This window comes from Streptomyces sp. NPDC051684, from assembly GCF_044453445.1.
Lineage (GTDB): Bacteria > Actinomycetota > Actinomycetes > Streptomycetales > Streptomycetaceae > Streptomyces.
Map to the genome: position 1 here is coordinate 28,317 of NZ_JBITCS010000024.1, position 21,722 is coordinate 50,038.

Genomic DNA, 21,722 nt, shown 5'->3' on the forward strand with positions numbered 1-21,722 from the left:
GTCGGGACGTACTGTGCGCGCGGTGGGCGGCCCGGGAGTGCGGGTGCGTGCATCCGTTACCGCCTTTGCATGCACGCGCGGGCGGACTACCTTGATCGAAAGTCCTCCGGCGGGTGGAGCGCAGCATGCCTTCGTACGTGACCACCGAATACCCGAGCACCGACGGCGTCGCCCGGGCCGACCGGTTCGCCCACTGGGCGCGGGAGATCTCGCAGGTGTTCGGCGGGCTCGACACCCGCCCGGTCGCGGCGAACGCCTTCCACGGCACGGCCACCTGCGACGCGCTCGGACAGCTCCTGCTCGGCTCGATCAGCGCGGGGCCGCTGCGGGTGCGGCGCACCGAGCGGCAGACGTCGCGCGGCGAGGACGACCACTACAAGGTGGCACTCCAGGTCGCCGGCACGTGTGTCGTCGAACAGGACGGCACGTACGGGACGTTGGGCCCCGGCGACCTCGCGATCTGCGACACCACCCGCCCGTACGCGTTCCGCTACGACGCCGCGTTCCGCACCGTGCTGATGCTGGTGCCGCGGGCGATGCTGCCGGTGCGGCCCGAGGCGGTGCGCGGGCTCACGGCGCGCCGGCTCGCCGGGGAGAGCGGGGCGGCGGCCGTGGTGGGGCCCTTCCTGCGCTCGCTCGGCGAACAGGCCCGCGTCTGCGCTGGGCCCGCGGAGACGGGCCTGGCGGACGGGGCGGCATCCCTGGTCACGGCGCTGGTGTCGGAGGGCCTCGACCGGGCGGCGCCCGCGGAGCCCGGGCACGCGATGATGCTGCGGATCCGCGCGCACATCGACAGCCGGCTGCCCGACCCCGGTCTGACGCCGGACTCGATCGCGCAGGCGCACGGCATCTCTCGGCGCTATCTGTTCAAGCTGTTCGCCGCCGAGGGCCTGACGGTGGCGGGCTGGATCCGGACGCGCCGCCTGGAGCGGTGCGCGCGGGATCTGGCCGGTCCCGCAGCGGCCCGGCAGCCCATCGGCATGATCGCCGCGCGCTGGGGACTCCTTGACGGCCGCCACTTCAGCCGGGTCTTCAAGGCGGCGTACGGACAGACGCCCCGCGACTTCCGCCGCCGCGCGCTCACGGAGCGGGCACCTCACGGCCGCATCAGCACGGAGGCCGACGGATAGCTCTCGGCGACGTGCGCGGGCAGCGGCGCGACGAGCACGTTCTCGGTCCTGGTCCGGGTGATCCGCCAGATGCCGTCGTCCTCGCGCCGGAAGGCGTTGTTGAGGCGGCTGGAGCGCAGCAGCGCGGTGCCGTCGGCGTAGAGCCAGGGCTGCATGTGGATCCACTGGCCGGTGGCCGTGGCGCCGTCGACGTGGATCTGCTCGGACGTCAAGTAGTGCGCGTTGAGGATGAGTTGGGGATCCTGCCGCTCTCCCCAGAACGCCTCGAAGTGGGCGCGGACCGCGGCGTGCCCCTCGGCGCGGCCGAACTGGCCGTCGTAGTACTCGCCGACGCCCTCCCACACGGCGTCCTTGGCGTACAGCTCCATGATGAGGTCGATGCGGTGCGTGTCGTCGCGCACGCCGAACTCGGGACACGGGGTGTCGCACAGGAACATGTAGCGGGCCTGGAGGCGCCGGATGTCGGCCTCGGCCTCCAGGGTCTCGACGCGTTCGACGAGGGCGGCGAGGGTGTGCGGATCGGTGTGCGTGTCGGTCATCGGTGGGCGCCTTCCGTGTCGTCGGGGGTCGTGAGCGCGGACTCGATCCAGTCGCCGTGCGCGAGCAGCGCGGACTCGCCGCGGGCCGGGCCGACGGCCTGGATGCCGAGCGGCAGCCCGTCGGTGTCGCGCAGTCCCGGCACGGTCGCCGCCGGGAGCCCGAGCGCCTGCCAGGCGCGGCTCAGCACGGGGTCGCCCGTGGCGTCGATGCCCCGCGGGGCGGCGCCGAGGGCGGCCGGGCCGAGGACGACGTCGTACGTGGCGAACAGCGCGGCGACGCGGGTGCGGGCCTGCTCGACGGTGCTGCGGGCACCCGCGTAGTCGGTCTCGGAGGTGGCTGCGCCGGTGTGCAACAGGTTCCGCAGCGGTTCGCTGAGCCGGGCGGACTGGTCGAGTTCCGCAGCGCGTTCGCGGGCCGCTTCGTACGCCATGACGACCGGGTGGGCGGCCGTGACCTCCGCGACGAGCTTCTCCTCGGGGAAGGGCTCCACCACGGCTCCGGCGGCGGTCAGTCGCGTCCGCGCCGTCTCCACGGCCTCACGCATCGCGTCGCTCACGTCGAACGGCTCGGCGCCCCACAGCAGGACGCGCGGTGGCGCCGCCCGCCGGGGTGTCTCGCCGGTGAGGGCGTGCCAGGCGAGGGCGAGGTCGCGGACCCCGGCGGCGTAGAAGCCGTGGCTGTCCAGGCTGGGGCTGAGGCCGACCACGCCGTCGACGGGGAAGCGCCCGTGGGTCATGACCAGGGACGCGACGCCGCAGAACGCGGCGGGCCGGGTGACGGAGGCGGCCGTCTGGGAGCCGATCGCGAGCGGCACCTGGCCGGCGGCGACGGCCGCCGCCGAGCCGCTGGACGAGCCGCCCGGGGTGTGCTCGGGGGCGGCGGGATTGCGGGTGGGGCCGGGCGCGAAGAAGGCGAACTCGGTGGTGACGGTCTTGCCGATGACATCGACGCCCGCATCCCGCCAGGCCCGCACGATCGCCGCGTCGGCGGTGGCCGGTGCGCTGTCGGCGCGCAACCGCGACCCGCAGCGGGTGGGGTGCCCGGCCACGTCGATGATGTCCTTGACGCCAAAGGGAACTCCCGCGAGCGGCCCGGTGGTCGGCGCGGGCGCACGGACCGGTTCGACCCACGCCGACACCTCGGGCTCCGTCCGCGCGGAGCGGTCCTCGGCACGGGCGCGGGCGGCGGCTGCCGTGGTGCGTCCCGCCGCGAGGTCGTCCACCAGCTCCCGCAGGGACCAGGGCTGCCACAGGCTCATGCGTCGTCCTCCCATTGCGCGTCGGCCTCCCAGTAGTCCATGCCCGCCGCGCTGACCGAATGGCGCCACGGGGAGGTGCGTCGCAGCGTCGGCTCGACGCGGGCGGTGGCGGCGTCGGCCGCCTCGGGGCCGTCGGCGTCAACGGTCCAGTGCACCCAGCCGAGTTCGCGTCCCTCGGCGTCGTGGGTGAACAGGTCGACGTGCCGCCACCCGTAGTCGAAGGTGTCGTTGTAGCAGGTCAGCGTCATGCGCCGGCCGTCCGTGCCCCGCATCGCGCCGCTCACGCGGTCAGCGACGTGGGGATCGAGTGGAACTGGCGGCGGAAGTAGACCAGCGCGCCCGCGCCGTCCTCGCCGACGAGCACCCGCTCCGCCTCGATGAACATCACGGTGTGCGAGCCGCGTTCGGCGGTGCCGGTGACCCGCCCGACGACCGAGGCGGCGGAGCCCTTGAGCACCGGGACGTCGGCCAGCGTGTGGTCCCAGACGTCGCCGCAGGCCGCGAAGCGCTCCTCGGCGGGTACGCCGCCCGCGAAGGCCGTGGCGACGTCGGCGTGGTCGGGGCCCAGGACGTTGACGCAGACGCGGCCGTTCTCGGTGAACAGGTCGTGGCTGCGGCTGGACTGGTTGATGCAGACGAGCATGGTGGGCGGGTCGTCGGTGACGGAGCAGGCCGCGCTCACCGTGATGCCGGCGCGGCCGCGCGGTCCGTCCGTGGTGACGATGTTGACGCCTGCGGACAGGTTCGCCATCGCGTCACGGAACGAGAGTTGGTTCGGGGTGAGTTGGTCCACCGCTGCCCTGCGTGTCACGGGTGTCATGGCTGTCACGGTAGGGCGCGGCGGGCGGCCCGCGATATCGAGAGTTCCTTCGGGGCGCTTAAGGATTTCCCCTATGCTGGGCGAGTCAATTCCCCATTGTCCGGCCCCTGTCACCGTCCTAGCGTCTTGGGCATCGAACGACGGAGGCACGATGACGCTTGAGTTCAGTGCGGACACCGTCCACGACCTGGCCCCGCACGATCTGGTGGGCGAGGACCGCGTGGCGGGGCGCATGTACACCGATCCCCGGCTCTTCGAGCGGGAGATGACCGCGATCTTCGAACGGACCTGGGTGTGGGTCGCCCACGACAGCGAGCTGCCGAAGGCGGGCAGCTTCAAGTCGACGTACGTCGGCCGGCAGCCGGTCATCGTGACGAAGGACCGCAAGGGCAACGTCAACACCCTGCTCAACCGCTGCCGGCACCGCGGCGCGAGCCTGTGCGAGAAACGGACGGGGCAGGCCAACGGCTTCACCTGTCCGTATCACGCCTGGTCCTACGGCCTCGACGGCAAGCTGCGCGGCATCCCGTACCCCGACGGCTACGAAGGCGTCGTCGAGAAGGGCGAGTTGGGGCTGCGCAAGCTGCGTACCGAGTCGTACGGCGGCATGATCTTCGCGACGTTCGCCGAGGACATCGAGCCGCTGGAGGACTTCCTCGGTGACGTGAAGCTGTGGATCGACCGGTTCATGAAGCAGGGCGGCGGCTACCCGGTGAAGGTGCTGGGCACCCACCAGTTCCGCTTCCGCGGCAACTGGAAGATCCAGCTGGAGAACACCACCGACGGCTACCACTTCCCGATCGTGCACCGCTCGTGGATGGCGTCCGTCGACGCCGAGACCGCGGACATGATGTCGTTCATGACGGACCCCGAGGCGGTCACCCACGACCTGGGCCACGGGCACAGTGTCATGCAGATGGTGCCCGGCCACGCGGACCTCGACGCCGACGACGGCACGGAGCCGCTCCAGCCCCGATTCGACACGCTGGTGGGCGAGTTGAGGTCTGCGGGCCTGGACGACGCGGCGGTACGCAAGCTGGTGCGGGCCGTGCACGGCACCGGGTTCAACCTCAACCTGTTCCCGAACCTGTCGATGTCCAACTCGTTCCTGCGCGTCCTTCGCCCGCTGTCGGCGAACGAGACCCTCATCGAGCACGTGGCGCTCGGCCCCGACGGACCTCCCGAGGTCGTGGACCCGGTCAACCGCGAACGGCTGCGCATCCACGAGCACTTCCAGGGCCCGTTCGGCTTCGGCACCCCCGACGACGCCGAGGGCTGGGACCGCGTCCAGCGCGGCGTCCAGGCCGCGCCCGACATGCCGATCCTGGTCAACCGCGGCCTGTCCCGCGAGACACCGAGCCCCGAGGGCTGGCCGACCGCACATGTCACCGACGAGACCGGCATGCGCGCCGCGTACGCGCAGTGGAAGGAGATGATGCGCGATGACTGACACCCTGGCGACGTCGGCCGAGGGCCTGCTCGGCCTGTCCGACCCCCGCGTGCTGCGCGCGATCTCCCTGGTCTGGCACGAGGCCGACCTCCTCGACCGCAGGCAGTACGAGCGGTGGCAGGAGCTCTACACCGACGACGCGCACTACGTGATCCCGATCGATCCGGACACCGAGGACTTCTCGGGCACCCTGAACATGGTGTACGACGACGCCCGGATGCGGCGGATGCGGGTGACCCGGATGACCGAGGGCTATGCCATCGCCGCGGTCGACGCCGCGCGCACCGTGCGGACGGTGTCCCGGTTCGTGCCCGAGGAGGTCGACGACACGGAGGTGACACTGCGTTCGGCGCAGGTGCTCGTCGCCTACAAGCGGGGCCGGCACGACCTGTGGGCCGGCGAAGTGACGCACCGGGTCCGGCTCTCCGAGGACGGTGACCGGATCGCACTGAAGGTCGTACGCCTCGTGGACAGCGAGGACGCCGTACCGGCGGCCGGGTTCCTGCTGTGAGCGTCGAGGTCCGGGTCCGCGAGGTCACTGAGGAGACGCCCGACATCCGCGCGCTGCGGCTCGTGCGCGCGGACGGGGCGGCCTTCCCGGCGTATCCGGCGGGCGCGCACATCGACGTGAAGGGGCCGACCGGCGTGCTGCGCCAGTACTCGCTGTGCGGCCCGCCGTCCGACCCGTCCTCACTGCTCATCGCGGTGAAGCGGGAGCCGTCCTCGCGCGGCGGCTCGCTGGCCCTGCACGGGGTGAGCGAGGGCGACCGCCTGGAGATCGACGGCCCGCGCAACCTGCTGCGCCTGGCCGAGGACGCCGACCGGCACGTCCTGGTGGCGGGCGGCATCGGCATCACCCCGCTGCTGAGCATGGCGTACGAACTGCACCGCACGGGCGCCGACTTCGAGCTGCACTACTTCGCGACCAGCCGCGAACGGGCCGCGTTCGTCGACCTGTTGGAGCGGCGCGCCGAGTTCCCGGACCGGGTGCGCCTGCACTTCGGGACGGCCAGGGAGGAGCGGCCCGCGCTGCTCGCCGACGCCGCGGCGGGACTCACGGGAGCGTCCCACGTGTACACATGCGGCCCGGACGGCTTTATGCGGCAGGTCACCGACGTCTTCGAGCCGGTGGTCGGGGCGGCACATGTGCACATCGAGCACTTCGAGGCCGCCGAGGTGGACACCAGCGCCGACCGGGCGTTCACCGTCGAGCTGGACACCGGCGAGGTCTTCGAGGTCCCCGCCGACCGGTCGGTCCTCTCCGTCCTGGAGGAGGGCGGGATCGACGTCTTCAAGTCCTGCGAGGAGGGCATCTGCGGCTCCTGTGTCTCCGGCGTCCTCGAAGGAACCCCGGACCACCGCGACAACTGCCTGTCCGCGGCGGACAAGGCGGCGGGCACGCAGATGGCGCTGTGCGTGTCACGGGCCCGGTCGGAGCGGCTCGTCGTCGAGCTGTACTGACCGAGCCGTACTGAAGGAGACACATGACCTCGACGGGGACCGCGTCCCGCAAGCCGAGCGTGCTCAGAGTCGGCCTCGCCGCCGGCGTCGGCACCTCGCTGGAGTTCTACGACTTCGCGATCTACGGCACCGCCGCAGCCCTCGTGTTCGGCGAGCTGTTCTTCAAGACGGGCGACGCCTGGTTCGGCACGTTCATGAGCCTGGCGACGTTCGCGATCGGTTTCCTCATGGCGCCGCTTGGCGCCGCGCTGTTCGGTTCGCTGGGCGACCGGCGCGGCCGCAAGGTGGCGCTGCTCGCCGCGTTCGTCACCATGGGCGCGGCCACCTTCGCCATGGGTGTGCTGCCGCCCTACGCCGCCATCGGCATCGCCGCCCCGGTCCTGCTGGTGCTGCTGCGCCTGGTGCACGGCGCGGCGCGCGGCGGGGAGAACGCGGGCGCCGCGGTGTTCGCGATCGAGCACGCCCCTGACCGGCGGCGCGGCCTGTACGGCTCGTTCGTGGCGATCGGCTCGCCGGTCGGCTCGATCCTCGCCAACCTGGCGTTCGCCCTGGTGCTGCTGCTCCCGGAGGACGACATGGTGGGCTGGGGGTGGCGGGTCCCGTTCCTGGTGGGCGGCCTCGTCGTCATCGTCGGCCTGTGGATCCGCAGGGGCGTCGCCGAGAGCCCGGCCTTCCAGGAGATGGCCGAGCAGGAGGGCGGACAACCACCCTCGCACTCACCGGTGTTGGAGGTGCTGCGCACCAACTGGCGGCGGGTCGCCCTGACCGCGGGCGTGAACATCGGCCTCAACGCCAGCACGTTCGCGCTCGCCACCTTCATGCTCTCCTACGCCACCGCGGACGCACCCGAGGGCCTGGAACTGCCCCGGCAGCCCATCGTCAACGGCAGCCTGATCGGGCTGCTGTGTCACGCCCTGCTGAACGTCGGCTCGGCCTGGCTGTCGGACCGGATCGGCCGCAAGCCCGTGATGATCGTGGGCGCGCTGTTCTCCCTGGCCTCGGCGCTGACGATGTTCCACGTCACGGGCCTGGGCACGGTCGCCGCCGTCAACACGGCCGTCATCATCGGGTTCTCCGCGACCGGCCTGCTGTTCGGCCCGATGTACACGTACTTCGCCGAGCTCTACCCGCGCGAGCAGCGCCAGTCGGGGCTCGGCGTCGGCTTCCACGTCGGCGCCGTACTGGGCGGCGGCATCTCCCCGATGGTCGCGAACCGGATCATCTCCGGTACGGGCGACGCCCTCAACGTCGGCTACTACCTGGCGACACTCCTTCTCCTCACGCTGGCCTGCCTGTTCGCCCTCCCGGAGACGGCCCCGGCCCGCACCTCCCGGCACGAGAACACCCCGGCCGCCCCCGAGCCCGTCACTCCCGGAGCACGATGAAGATCACCGCGATCGAAGCGATCCCCTTCGCCATCCCGTACCGAAAGCCCCTGAAGTTCGCCAGCGGCGAGGTGCACACCGCCGAACACGTCCTCGTCCGCGTGCACACCGACGCCGGACTGACGGGGACGGCGGAGGCGCCGCCGCGCCCGTTCACGTACGGCGAGACGCAGGAGTCCATCGTCGCGGTGATCGGGAAGATCTTCGAGCCGCAGCTGCTCGGCCTCTCCCCCGTCCGCCGCGAGGCCGTGCACGCGCGCCTGAACCGCACCGTCGGCAATCCGACCGCCAAGGCCGCGATCGACATGGCGCTGTGGGACATCGTCGGCCAGGCCGCGGGCCTGCCCGTGAGCGAACTCCTCGGCGGGCACGGGGAGTTCATGCGGGTCTCGCACATGCTGGGCTTCGCCCCGCCGCAGGAGATGGTGGACGAGGCGCGGCGGATGCGGGACACGTACGGCATCACGACGTTCAAGGTGAAGGTCGGCCGCCGCCCCTTCCGCCTGGACGTCGAGGTGTGCCGGGCGCTGCGCGAGGCGTTCGGCGACGGCGTCGAGCTGTACGTCGACGGCAACCGCGGCTGGACGCCCTCGGAGGCGGCGCGCGCCCTGCGCGCCATGGACGGCCTGGACCTGACACTGGCCGAGGAGCTGTGCCCGGCCGACGACGTCCTCGGCCGCCGCCGGCTCGTCGCGGACTGCCCGGTCCCCTTCGTCGCCGACGAGAGCGCCACCCGCACCGGCGAGGTCACCCGTGAACTGCTCGGCGGCTCGGCCACCGCCATCAGCATCAAGACGGCCCGCACCGGCTTCAGCCACTCCCAGCGTGTGCTCTTCGAGAGCGAGGGGCTCGGCGTGGAGGTGGTGATGGGCAATCAGATCGACGGCCAGCTCGGCTCGTTGTGCTCGGTCGCCTTCGGCGCCGCGTACGAGGCGACCTCGCGCCGGGCGGGCGAACTCTCCAACTTCCTCGACATGACGGACGACCTGCTCGCCGAGCCGCTGCGCATCAGCGGGGGAACGCTGCGCGTGCGCGAGGGCACGGGCCTCGGCATCGAACTCGACGCCGCGAAGCTGACCCGCTACCGCCAGGACCTCTGAATCGCTTGTGCAACCCCTTCCGCATTCCCAAGGAGCCGCATCATGACCACCTCCACCGAGCAGGCCACGGCCGCCGCGTCCGGCAACGCCGCCACCGCCGCGTTCGCCCAGAAGTCCCGCTCCGGCGCCGCCAGCAGCACGGAGCGCGTCGACACCCTCGCCTCCGAACTCATCGCGGCCGTCCATGACATCGTCCGCCGCCACAAGGTCACGTACGCCGAGTACGACGCGCTGAAGGCGTGGCTGATCCAGGTGGGCATGGACGGCGAGTGGCCGCTGTTCCTCGACGTGTGGATCGAGCACGTCGTCGAGGAGGTCGCCAACGAGTCGCGCGAGGGCTCCAAGGGCACGATCGAGGGCCCCTACTACGTGCCGGACGCGCCCGAACTGCCCGCCGAGGCCACGCTCCCCATGCGCCCCGGCGAGCAGGGCACACCCCTGCTCTTCCAGGGGCAGGTGACCTCTGTCGACGGAACTCCCCTGCCGGGCGCGCGCGTCGAGATGTGGCACGCCGACGACGACGGCTACTACTCGCAGTACGCCCCCGAGCTCCCCGAGTGGAACCTGCGCGGCACGGTCGTCGCCGATGACACGGGCCGCTTCGCCATTCACACCATCGAGCCGGCGCCGTACCAGATCCCCACGGACGGCTCCTGCGGCAACCTGATCGCCGCCGCGGGCTGGCACGCGTGGCGCCCCGCCCATCTGCACCTCAAGGTGTCGGCCGCGGACCACCAACTCATCACCACGCAGCTGTACTTCAAGGGCGGCAGCCATATCGAGGACGACATCGCGCAGGCCGTGAAGCCGGAACTGGTCCTCGCCCCGACCAAGGCGACGAACGGCACAGGACACGAGGTCACCTACGACTTCGTCCTCGACCCCGCCTGACCCCCTGCCACCGACCGAGGAGCCCGGCCATGCTGTTCGCCGTCACGATGGACGTCCGCATCCCCACCGATCTCGACCCCCAGGTACGCGCGGACACCGTCGCCCGCGAGAAGGCGTACTCCCAGGAACTCCAGCACAAGGGTGTCTGGCTGCACATCTGGCGCCGCGTGGGCCAGTACTCCAACCTCAGCATCTTCGACGTGCGCGACAACGAAGAGCTCCACGACATCCTGTGGGGCCTGCCGCTGTTCCCGTACATGACGCTGGAGGTGACACCCCTGGCCGCACACCCGTCGGACATACTCCACACATGACGTCTTCGCTGCCGTGCCTGGTTCGTGCACGGTGACACCGACCGCACGGCAGCGTGCCAGGAGCTGCTCCGGGCTTGACGGCGGAGCAGCTCCTGGCACGCCCCGGGCTTGACGCCGTGGTGACGGCTCCGACCTCCCCGGTGCTCCCCTGACGGTCCGGTCAGTCGGCGAGCGCGCCCATCGGGTCCCAGGCGGGCAGCACGATCGGCGGCTCGTCGAGGGCCGCGGACAGCTCCGGCGGAAGTGCGGAGCGGCGGACCGCGACCTCGAAGACGTGCTCGCCGAACCACGAGTCGTTCATGGTCCAGAAGCCCTTGTCGGCCTTCTCGTCGCCCCAGCTGTTCTCGACCCGCCAGCGGCGTGGCACGCCGTCGACCACGTCGACGCCGGTGAAGAGCATCGCGTGGGTCATCTGGGTCTCGTGGTGGAGGAGCCGGTCGGCCTTGTCGAGCTCGAAGGCCGCGTCGTACACGGCCTCGTAGTCGAAGAGTTCGGCGTCCCAGATGCCGAGGTCGGGGCGCATCTGCTGGGCGACGTCGCAGCCGAACCAGACCGGCTCGCCGCCCACCACGGCCTCCATGGTCAGGCGCTTGAGCAGGTCGATGTCCGCGTTGAGGTAGACCACGGGCGGGGCCTCGACGATGTTGCCCAGGTGCTCGACGGTGAAGGTGCGCCCGGCGGGGCTGGACTCGCGCGGATCGTGGACGAGACACACGTACTCGTCGAGGGGTATCTGCACATACGCGTCGGCGAACTCGGTCGGTGTCATCCAGCCGTCGCGGTGGAACTCCTGGTCGCTGTCCCGCCACTGCCACAGGAACGTCTGCGGGGGCGTGCCGAGGTGGATGCTGAGCACACGGTGGATCGCGCCGAGCACCTCGGCCTTGCGGGCGCGCTGCGCCTCGACACCGTCGGCGGCCGCCGCGCGCAGATCACGCGCGCCCTGCCTGAGCAGGCTCATCAGCGCCCGGTTCATCGGCCCGGTCGCCGAGGAGCTCTCGGTCTCCGGCATCGCCGACTTGGGCACGAGACCGTGCTTGGCGACCAGCGCGACGAACATGTTCCACTGCCCGCCGTCGCTGATCGGGTCGCCGAGCAGATGCGCCACGGTGCGGTCGTCGACATCGCGGGCGGAGGTGTCGATGACACTCTCCAGGAAGTGGTTCGCGCGCTCGAACTTGTCCCACCACAGCACGTAGTTCTGGGAGAACTCGAAGTCCTTCACCCCGAGCTTGCGCGCGGCGCCCACGCGCAGCAGATTGAGCCCGGCGAACATCCAACAGCGTCCGCTGCGCTTCTGGTTGGTGACTTTCCAGTCGTCCAGGTGGTGCGAGACGGAGTGGTCGAGGGCCGTGACGATCCGCCGGTCGAGCGCGATGTCGTCCACCGTCGTCTGCGTGACGGCGTTCTGCATCAGCCGGTTCGCGGGACGGGCGGCGAACTCCTTCTCATAGGACTCGAGTTGTGGCGGTGTGAGGCTGCGGTCGCTGTCGGCCGGGGCATCGGTGGACTGAGAGGTGTACGCAGGTCCGAGCGTCACGGTATCCGCTTCCCGTTCTCGAATCGGCCCTGCTCGCGCGGGGCCTTGGCAGGCAAAAGGGGGAACGCGCTCTCACCGTCGCACGGCCGTTCTAGCCAGTCAACGGACTTGGGTCCGCGGTCGTTGGCCGCGCCACTCAGTTCTCCGCGTCCTGCGGATACCACCGCAGTTCGACGGTGTTCCCGTCCGGGTCCTTGACGTACACGGACTGCGCCTGCCCCCGCGCCCCCCAGCGCGGCACCGGCCCCTCCAGCACGTCGAACTCCCCCGATTCGATGACCTCCTGCCAGTCGAGGGGGTCGACGACGAGGCAGAAGTGATCGACGTTGGACTCGACGCGCGCGGCGGCGAACAGGTCGATGACGGTACTGTCGTCGATCCGTACGGACGGGAACGGCACCTTCCCGGCCCGCCACTCCGCCACCCGCTCGGGCGCGAGCCCGAGGCGGCCGGTGTAGAACTCCAGCGACTTGTCGACGTCGGCCACGTTCAGCACCAGATGATCGAGAGCCTTGACGCGCATGGTTTCCGTCCCCGTTTCTGTCGGTTGTCCGGTCTTGGACTGCCTAACCCATGTCCTGGCGAACGGCAAGGGGTTGCGCCCCCGGCGCGTCCGCGCCCCAGCTCCGACCCGCCCAGTCCTCCAGCACCGCGTGGATCTGCCGCAGCCGCGGCCGCGGGACCAGGTGTCGGCGTCGATGGACGGACATAGCCCCACACCTTCACGCCTCACCCTGCCCACCGCATCCGGATTTCCCGGGCCACCGGTCACATCTGGGCGGCGTAGGCCCGCCGCGGCCCATCGGGGCGACCTTAAATGTACGTACAGCTCGCGCCACAAACCCGGCAGCCACTTGTACACCGGCGGTCGGGCGTCCTAGCGTAGATGTACGTACATTAGCTGGAGGGATTCCCTTGGTGACCAAGCAGCACCACCGGACGGTGATCGTGGGAGGCGGCTCGGCCGGTATCTCGGTCGCGGCGCGGCTCCGGCGTGCCGGCGAGCGCGACGTCGCGGTCCTCGACCCGAGCGAGCGGCACTACTACCAGCCGCTGTGGACGCTGGTCGGCGGCGGCCGGGCGCCGCTGAAGGAGAGCATCCGGCCGCAGACGTCGGTGATGCCGAAGGGGGTCCGCTGGATCCGGCGCGCGGCGGTCGCCGTCGACCCGGAGACCCAGGAGGTGACCCTGGACGACGGCGGCATCGTGCACTACGACCACCTCGTGGTGTGCGCCGGCATCCAGCTGGACTGGGGCGGCGTACCGGGCCTGGAGGCCGGACTCGGCCAGAACGGCCTCTCCAGCAACTACCTTCCGCACACCGCGCCCATGACCTGGCGTTTCATCCGCGAGGCCCGCTCGGGCAGCGCCGTGTTCAGCATGCCGCCGGGAGCCATCAAGTGCGGCGGCGCCCCGCAGAAGATCGCCTACCTCGCCGCCGACCACTGGCGCCGGCAGGGCGTTCTCGACCGGATGGACATCCACCTGGTGCTCCCGACGGACACCATCTTCGGAGTCCCGGAGTTCGCCCGGGTCCTGGAGGGCGTGGCCCGCCGGTACGGCATCCACGTCCACTACGGCAGCGAGGTCACCGAGGTCCGCCCCGAGGCCCGCGAGGTCGTCGTCAGCGACCGCGCCACAGGCGACAGGACGACGCTCCCCTACGACATGGCGCATCTCGTACCGCCGCAGAGCGCCCCGGACTGGATCAAGCGCGGCCCGCTCGCGGACGCCGCCGACCCGGCCGGCTACGTCGAGATCGACAAGCACACCATGCGGCACGTCCGGTACCCCAACATCTGGGCCCTCGGCGACGCCGGCTCCTCCCCGAACTCGAAGACCGGCGCGGCCGTGCGCCAGCAGGCGCCCGTGGTCGTCGAGAACCTGCTCGCGACGATGCACGGCCAGGAACCCCTCGCGGTCTACAACGGCTACTCCTCGTGCCCGCTGACCACGGCCCGCAACAAGATGCTGCTCGCCGAGTTCGACTACAGCGGACGGCCCGCCCCGTCGATCCCGCTGATCGACACGGTCCGCGAGCGCACCGACATGTGGTATCTCAAGCGGCACGGTCTGCCGTTCCTGTACTGGAACCTCATGCTCCGCGGGCTCGCGTGACCCGCACACCCCGCCCCCAGCACTTCATGACCCAGGAGTCCGTCATGCCCCAGGAGCCCGTCACCCACGACGGCACCGGACCGTTGATATTCGAGCAGTTCTACCTCGACTGCCTCTCGCACGCCTCGTACCTCATCGGCGACCGCACCACCGGCCGCGCCGTCGTGGTCGACCCCCAGCGCGATGTCAACGCCTACCTCGACAGCGCCGCACACCACGGCCTCACCATCGAGCGCGTCATCGAGACCCACGTCCACGCCGACTTCCTCTCCGGCCACCTCGAACTGGCCGAGCGCACCGGCGCCCGCATCTCCTACGGCGCCGCCGCCGACGTCGGCTTCGCCACCGACCCCCTCGCCGACGGAGCGCACCTCCGCCTCGGCGAGGTCGACCTGCAGATCCTGCACACACCGGGCCACACCCTGGAGTCGGTCTGCGTCGTCGTCCGCGAGCACGCCGCCGACACCGTCCCCTACGGCGTCCTCACCGGCGACACCCTGTTCATCGGCGACGTCGGCCGGCCCGATCTGCTCAGCGCGCGCGGCCGGTCCGCCGAGGAGATGGCCCGCGCCCTGTACCGCTCCACCCGCGAGCGCCTGCTCACCCTCCCCGACGCGACCCGCGTCTTCCCGGCGCACGGGGCGGGCTCAGCCTGCGGCAAGAACCTCTCGACCGCGCTGAGTTGCGACCTCGGCACCCAGCGCCGCACCAACTACGCCCTGGCCGACATGTCCGAGGACGCCTTCGTCGAGGCCGTGACCTCGGGGCAGTCCGCCGCGCCCGCCTACTTCCCGTTCACCTCCGCGCGCAACCGCGAGGCACGTCCGGTGCTCGACGAAAACGCACCCGTGCCCGCGCTCGCCCCGGACGCCGTACGGCAGGCCGTCGCCGACGGCGCGACCGTCCTCGACACCCGGGACCCCGACGCCTTCGCCGCCGCCCATCTGCCCGGCGCGGTCAACGTCCCGCTCGGCGGCCGGTTCGCCGAACTCTGCGGCGAGGTACTGCCGTCGGGCGCGGACCTCGTCCTGTGCGGGGATCCCGACACCGCGCGCGAGGCCCGCAACCGCCTCGCCCGCATCGGCTACGACCGGGTCCTCGGCGGCCTGTCCGCCGACACACTGGGCGCCGGACACACCCTCTCCGTGCCGCGCATCGAGGCGGAGGCCCTCGCCGACCGCCTGGCCGAGAGCCCCCGGCCCTGCACCGTGCTGGACGTCCGCGGCCCCGGCGAGATCGACGACACCGGCACCCTCCCCGGCGCCCGCACCATCCCCCTGCCCGAACTGATCGCCAGGTGCGGTGACTTGACGGGCCATCAGCCCCTCGTCGTCGTGTGCGCGAGCGGCAACCGGTCCTCCGTGGCCGCCTCCGTGCTCCGGGCCCGCGGCTTCGACGCCGACGACCTGCGCGGCGGCTTCGCCGCGTGGCGCGGACCGGTCGAGCACCCGTCCCGCGGGGGCGGCGTCCGCGCGTGAGCATCCTGATCCTCGCCGTGCTCTGCGGCGCCGTCGTCGGCCTGGCCCTCGGCGGGCTCGGCGGCGGCGGTGGCGTGCTCGCGGTCCCCGCCCTCGTCTACCTCCTGGGCGTCGACCCGGCCGACGCGGGCACCACCAGCCTGGTCATCGTCACCGTCACCTCGGCCACCGCCCTCGCCCGCCACGCGGGCACCGGAACCGTCCGCCGGCGCACCGGCGCCCTGTTCGCCGCGGTCGGCGCGGTGCCCACCATCGGGGCGTCGATGCTCGCGCACCGCCTCCCGCAGAACCTGCTGACCGGCGCGTTCGCCGTACTGGCCGGGGTGGCCGCCGCGGTGATGCTGCGCGGCACCCGCACCCGTCGGGACGCGGCACCCGCATCGCGCACCCTCCCGCCGGCGGCGGGGCCCGCCCCCGGCCTCGTACAAGTCCGGGAAAAGGCAGCCACAACCACCGCCACCAGCGCAACAGACGGCCGCACGAGCCCCCTTCGGACCGCGGGAGCCGGGGCCGGGCTCGGCACGGTGACCGGGCTGCTCGGGGTGGGCGGCGGGTTCCTCGCCGTGCCCACCCTGGTGTCCGTGCTGCGGCTGCCGATGCGGGTGGCCGTCGGCACCAGCCTCGTCGTCACCCTCCTCAACTCGCTCGTGTCCCTCACCACGCGCCTGACGACCGAGGGCCTCTCCATCGACCCCGTGGTGCTCGGCCCCTTCGTCGGCGCCGCGATCCTCGGGGCGTGGGACGCGAGGCGGCTCGCGGCCAAGCTGTCGGGACCGGCGCTGCAACGCACGTTCGCGGTCCTGCTGCTCGCGACGGCGGCGTTCATGCTGGTGGACGCGTTCGTGTGAGCGGGTCCCGGCGTTTGCACCGCCTCCGTAAATCGACGAGCATGCATCCCGTGCCCACCAGCAGCTCACAGTCCGGCCCCCGCCCGCTCACCCGCTCCAAGGGCAAGCCGCTGTGGTCCCAGCTCCGCGCCGACCTGCTGCGGCGCCTGGAGGACGGCGAGTTCCGGGACGTCTTCCCCGGCGAGCACGACCTCGTCGCCGAGTACCAGGTCAGCCGGCACACCGTCCGCGAGGCACTGCGCACGCTGCGCGCGGAGGGCCTGGTCACGGCGCAGCGCGGCCGGGTGTCCCGGTTCGCGGCGAGCCGGCCGCTGGAGCAGAAGGTCGGCCAGGCGTACAGCCTGTTCCGCTCCGTCGAGGAGGTGGGCGCCGTCCAGCGCAGCGTCGTGCGCCGCCTCGACCAGCGCGCCGACGGCGTCATCGCGGCGCGCCTGGGCCTGGAGGAGTCCACTCCCCTCGTCCACCTCGAACGCCTGCGCCTCGCCGACGGGGAGCCGCTCGCCGTCGACCGCGTCTGGCTCCCCGCGGACCTCGCCCGCCCGCTGCTGTCCGTCGACTTCACGCACACCTCGCTCTACGACGAGCTGGAGCGCCACTGCCGTACGCACATCAGCGGCGGCTGGGAGCGGATCCGGGCCGTCGTGCCCACCCGCGCGGAGCGGGCGCTGCTCGACTGCCCCGAGTCCACGGCGCTGTTCGCGATCGACCGGCTCGGCCACGACGCCGACCGCCGCCAGGTCGAGTGGCGCCAGACGCTGGTCCGCGCGGACCGCTTCGCGGTGGCCGCCGCGTTCTCGGCCGACGACGGCTACCGCTTGGGCGGCCCGGTGCCCACGCCCTGACAGGCCGCCGTTGCCGGTTCGCAGGTGTCACAGCCTGCGCACGCGCAGCACGCCCGTCCGCATCGGCAGGACGAACTCACCGCGGGCGGTCTCCGGCACACTGTCGAGGAAGCCACGAACCCGCCCCAACAGGGCCTCCCGCTGCCCCTCCGGCATGACCAGCACCCCGGCACGCGTGGCGAGAGTCCGGACAAGGGAGTCGGCGGTACGGCGCTGTCCATGCGCGAACTCGACCTGCTCCGGCGCCCCGAACCGGACGGCCGCCGCCCCGGCCCTCGGAAGGTGCATGCCGGCGGTCGCCGCACGCCAGGCGGCGGGGGTGTCGCGAGGACCGACGGCCGCGCCACCGGCGACCCGGGCGAGCCCGGCGACCCACTCCACCTCGTCGTCCATCAGGTTCCACAGCCCGGCCAGTACGCCGTCGGGCGCGAGGACGCGGGCGATCTCGGGCCCCGCGACCGCCATGTCGAACCAGTGCATGGCATTGCCGGCCACCACGACATCGACCGAGGCATCCGGCAGCGGAATCGCCTCCGCGCTCCCCGACATGGCCCGGACCCCCGGCAGCGCGCGCCGCAGCTCCGCCAGCATGGCGTCGTCCGGTTCCACGGCGACGACGTCGACGCCCAGCGCTGCGAGCGTGGCCGTCAACTTGCCGGTCCCTGCACCGAGATCGAGCACTCGCACCCCGGGCGCACCGCCGACCGCCCAACGCACGGCGTCCCGCGCGTAGTCGGGCCGATGCTCGGCATACGAAACCGCCGCCGCACCGAACGAGGAGGCGTGCCGCTGTCGCTCGGCGTCTCGTGCCTGTTTTACGTGCCTGGATGAAATCGGATCGTGGTCCACGCGGTCACCGTAGCCGTACGGAGGACGCGTGGACGAGGGGCCGCGCCTCAGTCAACTCCCTTGCGGTCAAGGGTCGGTGGGGTCCAGTCGTGGTGCCGCAGCATCATGCGGACGGCGGTACGGGAGGGTGTCAGTCGCATCGCCGTGTTGCGCAGGGCTACGGGCAGCGGCCGGACGAGCTGCTGCCCCATGCGCCCGGCCCGACGCGCGGCGCGTGCGACGGCCTGGCCGCGGGGGCGGCGCTCGGCGTCGTAGCGGGCGAGCGCGGCCTCCACGGTGGGCTCGGAGCCGAGGGCGGAGGCGAGGGTGACCGCGTCCTCCAGCGCCTGGCAGGCCCCTGCCCCAGGTTCGGCGTCATGGCGTGGGCCGCGTCGCCGAGCAGCGCGACCCGGCCGACCACGTACGAAGCCAGCGGCGTACGCAGCTCGTTGACGTCGTGGTGCAGAACGGCGTCCGGGTGCGTCGCGTCGAGCAGCGTGGGGATCGGCTCGTGCCAGGCACCGAAGCGGCGCCGCATCTCGCGCAGACGCCGACGGATCCCCTCGTGCGACCACTCATGAATGAGCGCCCCTCCCCCACGTGCTCCGGTTGTCCCCACAACCAGATGTAGCCGCACTACTTGAGCGGGACATGGGCGGTGCGCCGACCGTCCTCACGTACGGGCCGCCCGTCGCACCGAACGCGGCCGATACTCCACCACCGTCAGCGCCAACGACACATACCGCTCGACGAGTTCGTCGGGGGTCACCTCGCCGTCGGTGCGGTACCACTGGGCGATGGCGTTGCACATGGCGATCACCGCGCGGCGGGCGTCGTCCGGGTGGGGGGTCAGGAACACGCCCTGGGCCACGCCCCGTTCGATGACCTCGCGGAACTGCTGGGTGCCGCGCTCCTCGTTCTTGCGGTAGCGGGCGAGGTGTTCGGGCTCCAGGCTGCGGCCCTCGGTCAGCACGATGCTGCTCTTGACCGGGTGCTCGATACGGAACTGCACCGTCGCCGTGACGAGGGCCTCCAGCTGCTCCGCGGGATCGTCACCGGCCTCTTCGAGAGCTGTGCCGCAGGCGCCGAAGTAGGCGTCGAGGCCCTCTTCGAGGATGGCGACGAGGAGGTCCTGCTTGCCCTTGTAGTAGTAGTACAGCGCGGACAGGCTGACGCCGGCGCGGCCCGCGATGTCGCGGATCGAGGTGGCCCCGTAGCCCTGCTCGGAGAACTCTTCGCGGGCGGCCTCGATGATGGCCCGGTGACCTGCGGGTCGAGTGGACACGATGCTCCGATCTACTGGGCCGCTCGGTCCGCCCCGCGACTGAACAATCGTAAAGCCGGCGACGGCGCCGTCATCGTAGCGCCGTGTGTCCTCGCCGCCGAGCCCGCAGCGGAAGTCGGGCGACAGGGGATCGGTGTCCCTGTCGCCCGCGGTGACCCCGAAGAGTGCCTAACGAACGTTCAGCCACGGTCGTGCCTCGGCGGCCCGCCCCCGTACGGGCCGCCGAGCGGTTCAGTGGTTCAGTCGCTGATCGCGATGTGGCCGTTCGCCGATTCGCCACCCACCGGTTCGGCGGTCTTCGGTGCGGGCACCGCCGCACCCTTCCCACCCGTGATGTTCTTCAGCAGCGCGGCAAGGTCCACGCCCGTGGTGGAGTTCAGGAGTTCCACGCCCTGCGCCACGTTGTCCGCGACCGTACGCGACAACTGGCTCGCCCCGTCCGTGGAGATCACCGTCATCTTGTCGACGGCGCCCAGCGGTTCGGAGGCCTTGGCGACGACCTGCGGCAGCACCTCGACCAGCATCTGCAGCACGGCCGCGTCGCCGTACTGCGCGAACGCGTCGGCCTTCTTCTGCATGGCCTCCGCCTCGGCGGCACCCTTCGCCCCGATCGCCGCCGCCTCGGACTCGCCCTCGATGCGGACCGCGTCCGCGAGCGCGGCACGGTGCGCCTTCTCGCCCTCACCGGTGAGCCGGGACCGCTCCGCATCCGCCTCGGCCTGCTTGACCATGCCGATCCTGCGGGCCTCCGCCTCCTGCTCGGCCTGGTACCGGGCGGCGTCCGCGGGCTTGCGGACCTTCGTGTCCAACTCCCGGTCGGTCAGCGCCGCCTGACGCTGCGCCACCTTCTCCTGCTCGGTCAGCACCTCCTGCTGCCGGGCCGCGTCGGCCAGCGGACCCGCCGCGTTCGCCTGCGCGGCGGCCCGGTCGGTCTCCGCCTTGATCTCGGCCTGCTTCAGCGCGAACGTGCGCTGCGCGATCGCGATCTCCTCCTCGGCCTTCAGCCGCGCCTGCTCGGAGGCACGGCGCGCGACGGCCTCCGCGATGTCCGCCTCCTGCTTGGCGCGGGCGGCCTCGGGCCGGCCCAGGTCCTCCAGGTAGGAGCCCTCCGTCGTGATGTCCTGGATCTGGAAGGCGTCAAGCACCAGGCCCTGCCCGGACAGCGACGCCTCCGCCTCCTCGGCGACCTGCCCGGCGAACGCGGCCCGGTCCCGGATCACGTCCTCCACGGACATCCGCCCGACGATGGAGCGCAGCGCGCCGGACAGCACTTCCTGCGTGAAGCCGACGATGCCGTCCTGCTGCATCAGGAAACGCTGGGCGGCCGCGCGGATCGAGTCCTCGGTGCCGCCCACCTTCACGATGGCGACGCCCTCGAGGTTCGCCTTCACGCCGCGCAGGGTGACCGCGCCGCGCACCGCGACGGGGATGTGCCGCGAGGACAGTTCGAGCGTGAACTTCTGCTGCACGAACGGGACGACGAACACGCCGCCGCCGACCACGACCTTCTGGCCGCTGTTGTCGGTGATGACGTGGCCGGTCTCCGGATCGGTCGACTTCTTGCCGCGCCGCCCGGTGACGATGAACGCCTCGCTGGGTCCGGCGACCTTGTAGCGGGTGATGACGACGAGCGCCAGCAGGACCAGGAGTACGACGACTCCGGCCACGGCGATGGTGACAGGGCTCATGATGGCCTCCCCCTCTGCCCCGTCTGCCCCCTCGCCTCCCGGGAGACGGCAGTCGGTCGGTGATGGTTCGTAGGGTTGGTGATGGCTCGCACGCGTCGTGACGGGTCGCACGACCCGCCGCGACGCGTACGGAACGGTGAACAGCGGCCGATGGTCAGTGGTCAGCGATCAGTGACCCGTGGTCAGCGGCCGCTGGTCAGTAGCCGCGGGTCAGCGGTCGACGGTGCGGACCTCGACCGAGGTCGGCGACAGGACGTCCGCCACCCACACCTCGCCCCCGCGGGCGACAGCACTCGCACTCTTCGCCGAGAACTTCGTCGGCTGCCCGGCGAGCTGCAACAGCACCTCGCCGTACCCGCCGACCGGGATGGCGGTGACCACGGTGCCCGCGCTGCCGACCAGATCGTCGCCGCGAGGCGTGAGCGCGGTCTGGTCCCGCATCAACGCGCGGGTCAGCTTCCACGTCAGCCAGCCGGCGCCGCCCCCCGCGACGGCACCGACGGCAGTGGCGGACCCGGCACCGAGGCCGGTCGTGCCGAGCACGATCGCGCCGCCGAACCCGAGCATGGACACGAAGCCCGCGATCACGGGCAGCGACAGCAGGCCGTCGAAGAGCCCGTCCAGCGCCCCGACCCCGTCGAACAGCCCCTCCAACACCCCGTCGAGGACCAGTGACAGGGCGAGGAGCACCACGCCCACGATGCCGAGGCCCAGAAACCACGTCATGTCACTGGCCTCCCCTGATG

Annotated in this window: 23 protein-coding genes and 1 pseudogene; 12 read left to right on the forward strand and 12 right to left on the reverse strand. The window is 71.8% G+C overall.

Annotated elements, in window-relative coordinates; all coding sequences use genetic code 11:
- The first annotated feature begins 125 nt into the window (after positions 1–125).
- A complete protein-coding gene (locus ACIA8D_RS26945) occupies positions 126–1,130 on the forward strand; it encodes a helix-turn-helix domain-containing protein (RefSeq protein ID WP_399236160.1) in 1,005 nt (334 codons plus the stop codon).
- On the opposite strand, the gene ACIA8D_RS26950 is transcribed toward ACIA8D_RS26945, so the two are convergent.
- From ACIA8D_RS26950 to ACIA8D_RS26965, 4 genes are read right to left on the reverse strand one after another with little or no spacing between them, the layout of a single operon-like run.
- On the reverse strand, positions 1,097–1,669 hold the full coding sequence (locus tag ACIA8D_RS26950; RefSeq protein ID WP_399236162.1) for a nuclear transport factor 2 family protein: 573 nt from the start codon (positions 1,667–1,669) through the stop codon (positions 1,097–1,099). The genes ACIA8D_RS26945 and ACIA8D_RS26950 overlap by 34 nt on opposite strands.
- Positions 1,666–2,928: an amidase gene (locus tag ACIA8D_RS26955; protein ID WP_399236163.1), complete on the reverse strand. Its 1,263-nt coding sequence runs from the start codon at positions 2,926–2,928 to the stop codon at positions 1,666–1,668. Before ACIA8D_RS26955 ends, ACIA8D_RS26950 begins: the two co-directional genes overlap by 4 nt.
- Complete coding sequence (locus ACIA8D_RS26960) at positions 2,925–3,212, reverse strand: hypothetical protein (protein ID WP_399236164.1); 288 nt, start codon at positions 3,210–3,212, stop codon at positions 2,925–2,927. The genes ACIA8D_RS26955 and ACIA8D_RS26960 overlap by 4 nt, the downstream gene beginning before the upstream one ends.
- On the reverse strand, positions 3,209–3,748 hold the full coding sequence (locus ACIA8D_RS26965; protein ID WP_399236167.1) for a flavin reductase: 540 nt from the start codon (positions 3,746–3,748) through the stop codon (positions 3,209–3,211). Before ACIA8D_RS26965 ends, ACIA8D_RS26960 begins: the two co-directional genes overlap by 4 nt.
- A gap of 151 nt (positions 3,749–3,899) precedes the next feature.
- On the opposite strand from ACIA8D_RS26965, the gene ACIA8D_RS26970 reads away from it, so the two are divergent.
- The 7 genes from ACIA8D_RS26970 to catC are packed head-to-tail and all read left to right on the forward strand — an operon-like array spanning position 3,900 to position 10,349.
- Positions 3,900–5,198 carry a Rieske 2Fe-2S domain-containing protein gene (locus ACIA8D_RS26970; protein WP_399236168.1) on the forward strand — a complete coding sequence of 433 codons (1,299 nt, stop codon included), beginning with the start codon at positions 3,900–3,902 and terminating at the stop codon, positions 5,196–5,198.
- Positions 5,191–5,709 (forward strand): aromatic-ring-hydroxylating dioxygenase subunit beta, encoded by a 519-nt coding sequence (locus ACIA8D_RS26975; protein WP_399236170.1) that lies wholly within the window; start codon positions 5,191–5,193, stop codon positions 5,707–5,709. The genes ACIA8D_RS26970 and ACIA8D_RS26975 overlap by 8 nt, the downstream gene beginning before the upstream one ends.
- Positions 5,706–6,659: a PDR/VanB family oxidoreductase gene (locus ACIA8D_RS26980; protein ID WP_399236172.1), complete on the forward strand. Its 954-nt coding sequence runs from the start codon at positions 5,706–5,708 to the stop codon at positions 6,657–6,659. Before ACIA8D_RS26975 ends, ACIA8D_RS26980 begins: the two co-directional genes overlap by 4 nt.
- A gap of 23 nt (positions 6,660–6,682) precedes the next feature.
- Entirely contained in the window at positions 6,683–8,044 is a 1,362-nt protein-coding gene (locus tag ACIA8D_RS26985) for an MFS transporter (RefSeq protein ID WP_399236174.1), read from the forward strand.
- Positions 8,041–9,144, forward strand: a complete 1,104-nt coding sequence (locus tag ACIA8D_RS26990; RefSeq protein ID WP_399236176.1) for a mandelate racemase/muconate lactonizing enzyme family protein — start codon at positions 8,041–8,043, stop codon at positions 9,142–9,144. Before ACIA8D_RS26985 ends, ACIA8D_RS26990 begins: the two co-directional genes overlap by 4 nt.
- 42 nt (positions 9,145–9,186) lie before the next feature.
- The gene (gene catA / locus ACIA8D_RS26995) at positions 9,187–10,035 is read left to right on the forward strand and encodes a catechol 1,2-dioxygenase (RefSeq protein ID WP_399236178.1); all 849 of its coding nucleotides are present in this window, start codon (positions 9,187–9,189) and stop codon (positions 10,033–10,035) included.
- 29 nt (positions 10,036–10,064) lie between these two features.
- The gene (catC, locus tag ACIA8D_RS27000) at positions 10,065–10,349 is read left to right on the forward strand and encodes a muconolactone Delta-isomerase (protein ID WP_399236180.1); all 285 of its coding nucleotides are present in this window, start codon (positions 10,065–10,067) and stop codon (positions 10,347–10,349) included.
- A gap of 160 nt (positions 10,350–10,509) precedes the next feature.
- Here the strand turns inward: catC and ACIA8D_RS27005 are convergent, their stop codons facing one another.
- The 3 genes from ACIA8D_RS27005 to ACIA8D_RS27015 all read right to left on the reverse strand — a co-directional run bounded on the left by ACIA8D_RS27005 (position 10,510) and on the right by ACIA8D_RS27015 (position 12,599).
- Complete coding sequence (locus tag ACIA8D_RS27005) at positions 10,510–11,889, reverse strand: aminopeptidase C (RefSeq protein WP_399236182.1); 1,380 nt, start codon at positions 11,887–11,889, stop codon at positions 10,510–10,512.
- A 136-nt stretch (positions 11,890–12,025) separates the two neighbouring features.
- Positions 12,026–12,412, reverse strand: coding sequence for a VOC family protein (locus ACIA8D_RS27010; RefSeq protein ID WP_399236184.1), 387 nt, complete (start codon positions 12,410–12,412; stop codon positions 12,026–12,028).
- 43 nt (positions 12,413–12,455) lie between these two features.
- The gene (locus tag ACIA8D_RS27015; RefSeq protein ID WP_399236186.1) at positions 12,456–12,599 is read right to left on the reverse strand and encodes a hypothetical protein; all 144 of its coding nucleotides are present in this window, start codon (positions 12,597–12,599) and stop codon (positions 12,456–12,458) included.
- A gap of 205 nt (positions 12,600–12,804) precedes the next feature.
- On the opposite strand from ACIA8D_RS27015, the gene ACIA8D_RS27020 reads away from it, so the two are divergent.
- The 4 genes from ACIA8D_RS27020 to ACIA8D_RS27035 are packed head-to-tail and all read left to right on the forward strand — an operon-like array spanning position 12,805 to position 17,175.
- Complete coding sequence (locus ACIA8D_RS27020; protein ID WP_399236188.1) at positions 12,805–14,007, forward strand: FAD-dependent oxidoreductase; 1,203 nt, start codon at positions 12,805–12,807, stop codon at positions 14,005–14,007.
- Positions 14,008–14,051: 44 nt separating this feature from the next.
- Positions 14,052–15,485, forward strand: coding sequence for a rhodanese-like domain-containing protein (locus tag ACIA8D_RS27025; RefSeq protein WP_399236189.1), 1,434 nt, complete (start codon positions 14,052–14,054; stop codon positions 15,483–15,485).
- A complete protein-coding gene (locus tag ACIA8D_RS27030) occupies positions 15,482–16,333 on the forward strand; it encodes a sulfite exporter TauE/SafE family protein (protein WP_399236191.1) in 852 nt (283 codons plus the stop codon). The genes ACIA8D_RS27025 and ACIA8D_RS27030 overlap by 4 nt, the downstream gene beginning before the upstream one ends.
- Positions 16,334–16,374: 41 nt before the next feature.
- Complete coding sequence (locus tag ACIA8D_RS27035; protein ID WP_399236193.1) at positions 16,375–17,175, forward strand: GntR family transcriptional regulator; 801 nt, start codon at positions 16,375–16,377, stop codon at positions 17,173–17,175.
- A gap of 27 nt (positions 17,176–17,202) precedes the next feature.
- Here ACIA8D_RS27035 and ACIA8D_RS27040 read toward each other — a convergent pair whose 3' ends face one another.
- The 5 genes and pseudogenes from ACIA8D_RS27040 to ACIA8D_RS27060 form a co-directional block, all read right to left on the reverse strand.
- Complete coding sequence (locus ACIA8D_RS27040) at positions 17,203–18,024, reverse strand: class I SAM-dependent methyltransferase (protein WP_399236195.1); 822 nt, start codon at positions 18,022–18,024, stop codon at positions 17,203–17,205.
- Positions 18,025–18,071: 47 nt separating this feature from the next.
- A pseudogene (locus tag ACIA8D_RS27045) lies at positions 18,072–18,550 on the reverse strand (FAD-dependent monooxygenase); the annotation flags it as partial.
- A 126-nt stretch (positions 18,551–18,676) separates the two neighbouring features.
- A complete protein-coding gene (locus ACIA8D_RS27050; protein WP_399236197.1) occupies positions 18,677–19,288 on the reverse strand; it encodes a TetR/AcrR family transcriptional regulator in 612 nt (203 codons plus the stop codon).
- 239 nt (positions 19,289–19,527) lie between these two features.
- Positions 19,528–20,976: a flotillin family protein gene (locus ACIA8D_RS27055; RefSeq protein WP_399236198.1), complete on the reverse strand. Its 1,449-nt coding sequence runs from the start codon at positions 20,974–20,976 to the stop codon at positions 19,528–19,530.
- Between the two features lie 210 nt (positions 20,977–21,186).
- On the reverse strand, positions 21,187–21,702 hold the full coding sequence (locus ACIA8D_RS27060) for a hypothetical protein (protein WP_399236201.1): 516 nt from the start codon (positions 21,700–21,702) through the stop codon (positions 21,187–21,189).
- Between the last annotated feature and the right edge of the window lie 20 nt (positions 21,703–21,722).